Source organism: Paraburkholderia sp. RL17-373-BIF-A (genome assembly GCF_046030175.1).
In the GTDB taxonomy this organism is placed as follows: Bacteria; Pseudomonadota; Gammaproteobacteria; order Burkholderiales; family Burkholderiaceae; genus Paraburkholderia.
Window position 1 is genome coordinate 1 of the sequence record NZ_JARESO010000312.1, and the last position, 913, is coordinate 913.

The window sequence follows — 913 nt, forward strand, 5'->3', positions numbered from 1 at the left end:
AGGCCGACGGCTTCTTCCTCATCATTGGTAAAGCAGGTGACGCGCTTTCCCTTGACGAGAGGCTGTCCCTCGTAGGTCGCCTTGAGCAGGACACAAGGGCCATGACAGACTGCGGCGACCGGTTTGCCGGCGTTGTAGAAATCCTCGATCAAGGCGATCGAGTTTTTGTCATTGGTCAGATCCCACATCGGGCCATGACCACCGGCGTAGAAAATTGTATCGTAGTCGGCCGCTTTGACATCGGCGAGCTTGACGCTGTTGGCCAACACCTTCTGGGTCGCAGGATCTTTCTTGAAGCGGAGCATCGAGTCGGTCTGATTGTCGGGGTCGTCGCTTCTGGGATCGATCGGTGGATGGCCACCCTTGGGTGAGGTCACGGTGACCTCTGCATCGGCATCCGTGAACGCATAGTAGGGAGCCGTGAATTCTTCGAGCCAGAAGCCGGTCGGCTTGCCGGTATCTCCAAGCACGTTGTGCGAAGTCAAAACCAACAGGATTTTCATTGCAGTCTCCGTTCATTGAGGCCAGTGTCTAAACGCGGCTTCGCCGCAGGGCATGCTTGAGATGAAAGTCGTTGCTCGGAGCAGGTGTACGTGGTCCTCGCCTTGCGGGGAAATTGGCGCGCGCGGGCTTGGAAGATGGGGCCACCGGGGCGCGATGAAGAGGACGCTGTCATAGCGGCCTCCCATTGCCGCCGCATGCGAGGAACGCTTGTATTCTGGTCCGGCTCCCGCGCCGCGCCATCACACGAAGGTATTGCCTGGACCATGCAATGGTATGCGCAGCGCTTCGCTGTTCGACCAGGCGGCGCCGTGGCGCAATGCCCGCGACGCTGCTGTTTTCACGCTGGCATCAATGCAAAAGATTGTGTCGTCACGTGCCGTGTTTTCACGTTGCGTTTTCACATATTGTG

The 913-nt window shown here is 58.3% G+C and carries 1 protein-coding gene; it reads right to left on the minus strand.

Annotated features, from left to right (window positions below):
- Positions 1–503, minus strand: a 503-nt coding sequence (locus P0D80_RS50580) for a type 1 glutamine amidotransferase domain-containing protein (protein ID WP_408296375.1), incomplete at its 3' end; no start/stop codon positions are given.
- Between the last annotated feature and the right edge of the window lie 410 nt (positions 504–913).